This window comes from Neobacillus terrae, assembly GCF_011393025.1.
GTDB lineage: Bacteria > Bacillota > Bacilli > Bacillales > Cytobacillaceae > Neobacillus_A > Neobacillus_A terrae.
On sequence record NZ_JAAOEO010000058.1, the window covers coordinates 1 to 5,796 of the forward strand.

Consider the following 5,796-nt stretch of genomic DNA (forward strand, 5'->3'; position numbering starts at 1 on the left):
GAAGAGGCTATTAATAAGAAAGATAAAACACAAGCTTCAAAAATGGTTGATACTAATCGCCAAAATATTTTGCAAGCGGGTAAAGAATTGGGGCTAACTTTAAAAGAATAAGATAAATTGCATTATTAAGCTAAAAGGTGTATTCCACTAAAAATTGGGATGCACCTTTTCTAACGGGGGCTTTAACTAAATAAGGAGAAATGAAATTATGAAAAAACATTGTTGTGAGGATATGGCATATCATGCAAATTTCGAGTGTGAAATACATGAGAATCCGTTTGAATGTCCTGACAAAATAATCATTTTTGATAAACGAAATGATGACTACGGGCTGATAATACATGATGGTGGAACGTCGTGTATAAGCATTGATTTTTGTCCTTGGTGTGGTTCGGAACTTTGAAAGTTAAATACTTTCTGTTCAACTAACCGGGCTTATGTTGAGTATGAGTGCTGCTGGGGCAGCATCTTTTTTCTTATTAAGCTAAAGGGGCAGATTAGTGGAAGAACAAAACTAATAAATTCTATTCTTTGTGGTGCAGTTCTGGTGCATGTATACGGAACGCTACCTAATATCATTTTTTTAAAAGTATTGTCCATTCCAAACTCAGTCTGTTTGCATACTATAATTCATGGCATCAATAGATTGGAAAGGAGGTGATTTACTTGGGAGAAAAAAGTAGATCAAAGTCATCTAAATCTGATCATTCACACTGCTGTTTTAAACCTTTTATTAGTCCAAATCCTCTTACTACCTTTAATCCCGTTCCACGTTATCCTAAAATTGATAAAACAGCATTTATTAGCCCATTTTCCAGTGTCATAGGAGATGTTACCATTAGGCGCAATGTTTATGTAGCTCCTAATGTAAGTATACGTGCAGATGAAGGAACACCTTTTTATATTGGTTCTAATACAAATCTTCAGGACGGAGTCATTTTACATGGTTTAGTGAATAGAAGGATTTCTGTTGATGGAAAAGGGTATTCCATATTTATTGGAAGAGAAGTGAGCCTTGCTCATGGTGCCCTTGTCCATGGTCCTTGTTTCATTGGTGACAAGGTATTTGTTGGTTTTAACTCCATTGTTTATAATGCAATTGTAGGGAAAGGCGTATTTATTTCTTATAATGCAGTAGTAACAAATGGCGTTGAAATTCCACCGAATAGATTCGTCCCTCCTGGAGCAAATATTGATTCTCAAGAAAAAGCAGATGCACTTGCGCCCGTACCAACGGATAGCAAGGAATTTGCTCATGCAGTTCAACGAGTCAATCAGGAATTCCCCGCATCTTATCACCTGTTATTAGGGAAAAATCGTTGTTCTTGTGGACTAGCCTATGACGAACATTAATTTTTAAAATGTATGCTGGTCCGAGGCCTTTTTTTAGAGGGCTCTTAATAGAAATTAGAAGCTGTCATCGTGGCAGCTTTTTTATTGTAACGAGGTAGGATTCGTTGAAAAATGTAAATAGCATATGTGATTGTGAAGAAATGTACTTAAAGTAACGGGCATTTTACTTTAATAAGAACAATACTTTAAAATTTAACAATACCTAAATTTCGCTAAATCTATGTGTTAAAATAATAGAAAATCATTGAAAGGGATGTAGAAAAATGTCAAGAGGTGAACATTTACTGCAAGAACAATATGGAACCACCAAGAGAGCATCCTCTTTTATAAAAATCAAATGCTTAACTACCTAAACAATACAATGACAGAGTTTATATCGAAGCAAGGTATGATGTTCATAGCAACAGCTGATTCTAGTGGAAACAGTGACTCCTCTTTTAGGGCTGGCTCATTAGCTTTTGTACGGGTAATTGATGATAAAACAATAATCTATCCTGAATATAAAGGGAATGGTGTTATGGCAAGTTTAGGTAACATCATTGAAAATCCACATATATGACTAATGTTTATAGATTTTTTTGAGAATAACATTGGGTTACATGTAAATGGTAAAGCTTCTATTATAGAAAATAGACAATTAAGCTCATTTAATATTCCTGAAGAAATAATGAATGATATCGAAGGAAACGATGGAAACAAACCTGAACGTTGGGTTATGGTCAAAGTTGATGAAGCTTCTATTCACTGTTCAAAACATATCCCAAGACTAAAACAAATGAACAAAAAAATATATTGGGGAACCGAAGATGAAAAACAAAAGGGTGGGGATTTCTTCAAGACAAAATAAAGTATGAAATGATATTTACAGTAAAGATTGTGAAGAAATGCACTTAAACTACCATGAAAATAAGTTTCTTTAAGATTGGAAAAATGACAATACTTAAGAAGACCCTGCTCAATCGATAAAAAAAAGAGGAGAGCGTTAATTAATAAGTCTATGAAGAGGGGTAGACTGGATTAAGGTCTGTATCAGTATTGATACTTCCTACCTATTTTCATTTTCTGTGGTGAAGCGCTGATTTTGCGCTTCATGGATGGCTAAAGGGGCTTATGTTAAAAATGGGATGGCTGCGGCTATCCTGTTTTTTTATTGTGCTAACGGGCGGTTTAGTTCAACAAGAAAATCAACTATAATAAATATATTACATAAAATTAGGAGGCGGATAAAAATGGAAAAGGTAACACCATTTTTAATGTTTCAAGATGGCATCGCAGAAGAAGCGATGAATTTTTATACATCCATCTTTGAGGATTCTCAAATTACAAACATTGTTAGATATGGGGCTAATGAAGCTGGACCTGAAGGCACCGTAATGCAGGCTACTTTTACCTTGAAAGGGCAAGAATTTATGTGTATTGACAGTTATATAAAACATCAATTCTCCTTTACACCTTCTTTCTCAATCTTTGTTACTTGTAATACTGAAGAAGAACTTGATAAGTTTTATGAAAAACTTAATGAAGGTGGACAAGCACTTATGCCTTTAAACAATTATGGTTTCAGTAAAAAGTTTGGTTGGGTAAATGACCGCTTCGGGGTTTCGTGGCAACTAAATCTTCCTTTGTAAATGTTTTAGGGGAAATTAGTAAATAAAAAAACTACATTAGGTAAAGGGGTATTACTTCAAAAAGGGTAATACCTAACTTTATCTTAAATCTTTATATTTTTGACTTTGTGTGTACTTAAACAAACGGGTGCTTTGCTTCAAGAACGAGCAAGGCTTTTTTATTCTTCCACTACCGGGCAGATTAGATTTAAATATACGAACAAATGTTTTATAATAGATTTTGAAAAATACATATCAATTCTATATGAAAATGGAGGAGTAATTTATGTACGTAACAATTTCAGACTTTATTAAAGAATGGAATAAAGAAGCGGCATTATCTCAAAAAGTTTTGGATGGCTTGACAGATGATTCATTAAAACAACAAGTTTATCCTGAAGGACGTACTTTAGGTAGAATTTTGTGGCATTTCACCACAAACGTTCCAAATTATTTAAACAAATTTGGTGTTAAAATGGATAAGGTTGAAAATGCTGAAAATGTTCCGACAACAGCAAAAGAAATCGCTGAAACTTTCAAAAAGGTAAGTGCTCAAGCAGCAGAGGCTATTAAACAACAATGGACAGATGATTCTTTGAAACAAATTCAAATTGCGTTCGGAAAAGAAGAAACAAATGCTTCAATTCTGATGGGCTTAATTAAACATATTGTTCATCATCGTGGACAAGCTACCATTCTTATCCGACAAGCAGGATTAAAACCATTCGGGGTATACGGACCACCGAAAGAGGATTGGATTCCTTTAGGAATGGGCAATCCACCACTTTAATAATATAGGAAAAGGGAGCATAGTTTAGAATTAGAGTTGCAGCAGCAGCCTTTTTTTGTTAAAGAAAAATTGTGAAGAATTTCCCTTAAACTATCGGGTGCTTATGTTAAAGACGGGATGGCTGCGGCGATCCCGTTTTCCTATTATGCTAACGGGGCAGGTTAGTTATATCTAGAAACAAAGAAATTTTCCTAATAAAAGGGTTATTTATTCTATACACTCGTATACTTCAGGAGAGGGGTGAAGGAGTGTGGCGAAACGAAAAAATAAAAAAAAATCTATTAGAGAAAGCAAAATAATGACTGTTATATCAATTATTGTTGTTGTAATCATTATTTGTATATGTTTATTGCTTAGAGAGATAGGCATTTCTGAGGATGTTTTTGGTATTTTAGCACTGGTTCTCGGCTTTATAGGCTACCGTCACGGAAGGAAAAGAAGAGGTAAACACAAGGAGTCCAACAGAGAAAAAAATAAAATTACCTTTATTTCGATAATTGTTATTGTAATCATTTTTTGTATTTGTTTGTTTGTTGGAGAGATAGGTGTTTCTGAGGATGTTGTTTTTTGTTTCTTAGGACTTGTTTGTTACGTTCTCGGCTACCATCAAGGAAGGACAGGAAGAGGTAAACACAAAGAGATTCCTTGAAATATGAAGATACCCTTATTCAACTAAAGGGGGCTTTTGTTTAGGATGATGATCGCTGCGGCGGTCTTTTTCTTATTCAACAAACGGTCAGGTTAGTTCAATAAGAAAACACAGTTAAAATCACAGTAGACCCCTACTGTGCAAGAAAGAGCAAAGGTCAAATGAGGGAGTACTTGATATGAAGGTGACTGCTTTGCTCTTTGTGAGAGTATACCGAATAAGGACTTTATTTAATCAGCATGAAAAAAAGGAACCCCTGAAGGTTCCAATCATAGAAGTACTGGTTGGTTGAAGGCTTTAATTAATAGCTTAATCCATTATATAAGGAATGAATACTAGTGATTGGGCTACGATATAAAATATTTTTGGCTCCTACTGATTTACAGAGTAAAGGAAGCAACAACTGGTAGAGCTTCCTTTGAGGGTTAATGTTAGACAACTGTTAAAAGGTTGATATCACCTTTTGTTTTTTTTGTCATCATTACAATTCACAATAACGATTGGATTTCCAATATTTTTTAAAGTAACAGTGTCAGTGTCATTTTGTGCCTGTGCTTGATTTTGACGTTGAAGCTGAGCTTGTAGTTGTGCTTGCAACTGAGCTTGAAATTGCTTCTGCCGCTGTTTCTGCGATTGGATTACGCGTTGAGTCTGTAACTGAGTTAGAAGTTGCTTTTGAATAACTTCTTGAATTGCCCTTAGCCTTTCTCTGACTCTTTCATCCATAAGAATCACCTCCTTATGTTGAGTTACTAGCAATATATGAGAAAAATAATTTGCTTGAAATGGACAAGCGTGGAGCCTTAAGAATAATGATTAGGACGTCTATGTTTCCTAATTTCATTTTTCAATGAGCTTATAGGATTCAACCTTTTATCATGAAGAATCTTATTAAAACGTTGAGACAGCCTTTTCTTGTGCTACGTGGCAGGTTAGGTTAATGCAAAGAAGTTTATTCTTTGGAGGGACAGGGGTAAATATCTTTAAAACTTCTGCCGAGAGGGGCAACATAGTGAGTAAAAAACAACTAAGAAAGAGGTATATTGTTAAACTAGAAAGGAACGGGGAAATACTCCAGGTTGTCATTGTAGCTAAAAACCTTGAGAGCATGTATAGAGAAGTTTACCGATTATATGGAAGTTTTCTTACTAATGAGTATGGAAAAGATGTAGGCACAATTTCTTTTGAAGAAAAAGATTTATTCCCTACTTTAAAGGTAAGCGATTTACAACAAGTAACAACTCTAAAATAATTAATGAACACACCAAGTCTCTACAAGCTGCCGCACAGGTGGCTTTTCTTATTTAGCTAAAGGACAGTTTAGCATTCCTGTAGAGCGTTATTTTTCATCTTTGAAAAAAATAGAGCTCCTCAGTAAGATATGAGTAAGACACGAC

At 34.8% G+C, this 5,796-nt stretch carries 8 protein-coding genes; 7 read left to right on the forward strand and 1 reads right to left on the reverse strand.

What is annotated here, in order from left to right; translation table 11 throughout:
- Positions 1-208: 208 nt before the first annotated feature.
- The 6 genes from G8761_RS28240 (at position 209) to G8761_RS26435 (ending at position 4,399) form a co-directional block, all read left to right on the forward strand.
- Positions 209-403 carry a DUF6980 family protein gene (locus G8761_RS28240; protein WP_420800293.1) on the forward strand — a complete coding sequence of 65 codons (195 nt, stop codon included), beginning with the start codon at positions 209-211 and terminating at the stop codon, positions 401-403.
- 263 nt (positions 404-666) lie between these two features.
- Positions 667-1,353, forward strand: a complete 687-nt coding sequence (locus G8761_RS26415) for a gamma carbonic anhydrase family protein (protein ID WP_166030910.1) — start codon at positions 667-669, stop codon at positions 1,351-1,353.
- A 562-nt stretch (positions 1,354-1,915) separates the two neighbouring features.
- Complete coding sequence (locus tag G8761_RS27540; protein WP_243450168.1) at positions 1,916-2,200, forward strand: hypothetical protein; 285 nt, start codon at positions 1,916-1,918, stop codon at positions 2,198-2,200.
- Positions 2,201-2,582: 382 nt separating this feature from the next.
- On the forward strand, positions 2,583-2,981 hold the full coding sequence (locus tag G8761_RS26425) for a VOC family protein (RefSeq protein WP_166030911.1): 399 nt from the start codon (positions 2,583-2,585) through the stop codon (positions 2,979-2,981).
- Between the two features lie 265 nt (positions 2,982-3,246).
- Positions 3,247-3,750, forward strand: coding sequence for a DinB family protein (locus G8761_RS26430; RefSeq protein WP_166030912.1), 504 nt, complete (start codon positions 3,247-3,249; stop codon positions 3,748-3,750).
- A 250-nt stretch (positions 3,751-4,000) separates the two neighbouring features.
- Complete coding sequence (locus G8761_RS26435; RefSeq protein ID WP_166030913.1) at positions 4,001-4,399, forward strand: hypothetical protein; 399 nt, start codon at positions 4,001-4,003, stop codon at positions 4,397-4,399.
- A gap of 456 nt (positions 4,400-4,855) precedes the next feature.
- Here the strand turns inward: G8761_RS26435 and G8761_RS26440 are convergent, their stop codons facing one another.
- Positions 4,856-5,125 carry a hypothetical protein gene (locus tag G8761_RS26440; protein WP_166030914.1) on the reverse strand — a complete coding sequence of 90 codons (270 nt, stop codon included), beginning with the start codon at positions 5,123-5,125 and terminating at the stop codon, positions 4,856-4,858.
- Positions 5,126-5,339: 214 nt separating this feature from the next.
- Here G8761_RS26440 and G8761_RS26445 point away from each other — a divergent pair, with 214 nt between their 5' ends.
- Entirely contained in the window at positions 5,340-5,651 is a 312-nt protein-coding gene (locus tag G8761_RS26445) for a hypothetical protein (protein WP_166030915.1), read from the forward strand.
- Positions 5,652-5,796 lie beyond the last annotated feature (145 nt).

Bases quoted from the DNA above. Each gene is read 5' to 3' on its own strand.
- G8761_RS28240 (WP_420800293.1), top strand. From the start codon at position 209: ATGAAAAAACATTGTTGTGAGGATATGGCATATCATGCAAATTTCGAG.
- G8761_RS27540 (WP_243450168.1), top strand. From the start codon at position 1,916: ATGTTTATAGATTTTTTTGAGAATAACATTGGGTTACATGTAAATGGT.
- G8761_RS26425 (WP_166030911.1), top strand. From the start codon at position 2,583: ATGGAAAAGGTAACACCATTTTTAATGTTTCAAGATGGCATCGCAGAA.
- G8761_RS26430 (WP_166030912.1), top strand. From the start codon at position 3,247: ATGTACGTAACAATTTCAGACTTTATTAAAGAATGGAATAAAGAAGCG.
- G8761_RS26440 (WP_166030914.1), bottom strand. From the start codon at position 5,125: ATGGATGAAAGAGTCAGAGAAAGGCTAAGGGCAATTCAAGAAGTTATT.
- G8761_RS26445 (WP_166030915.1), top strand. From the start codon at position 5,340: ATGCAAAGAAGTTTATTCTTTGGAGGGACAGGGGTAAATATCTTTAAA.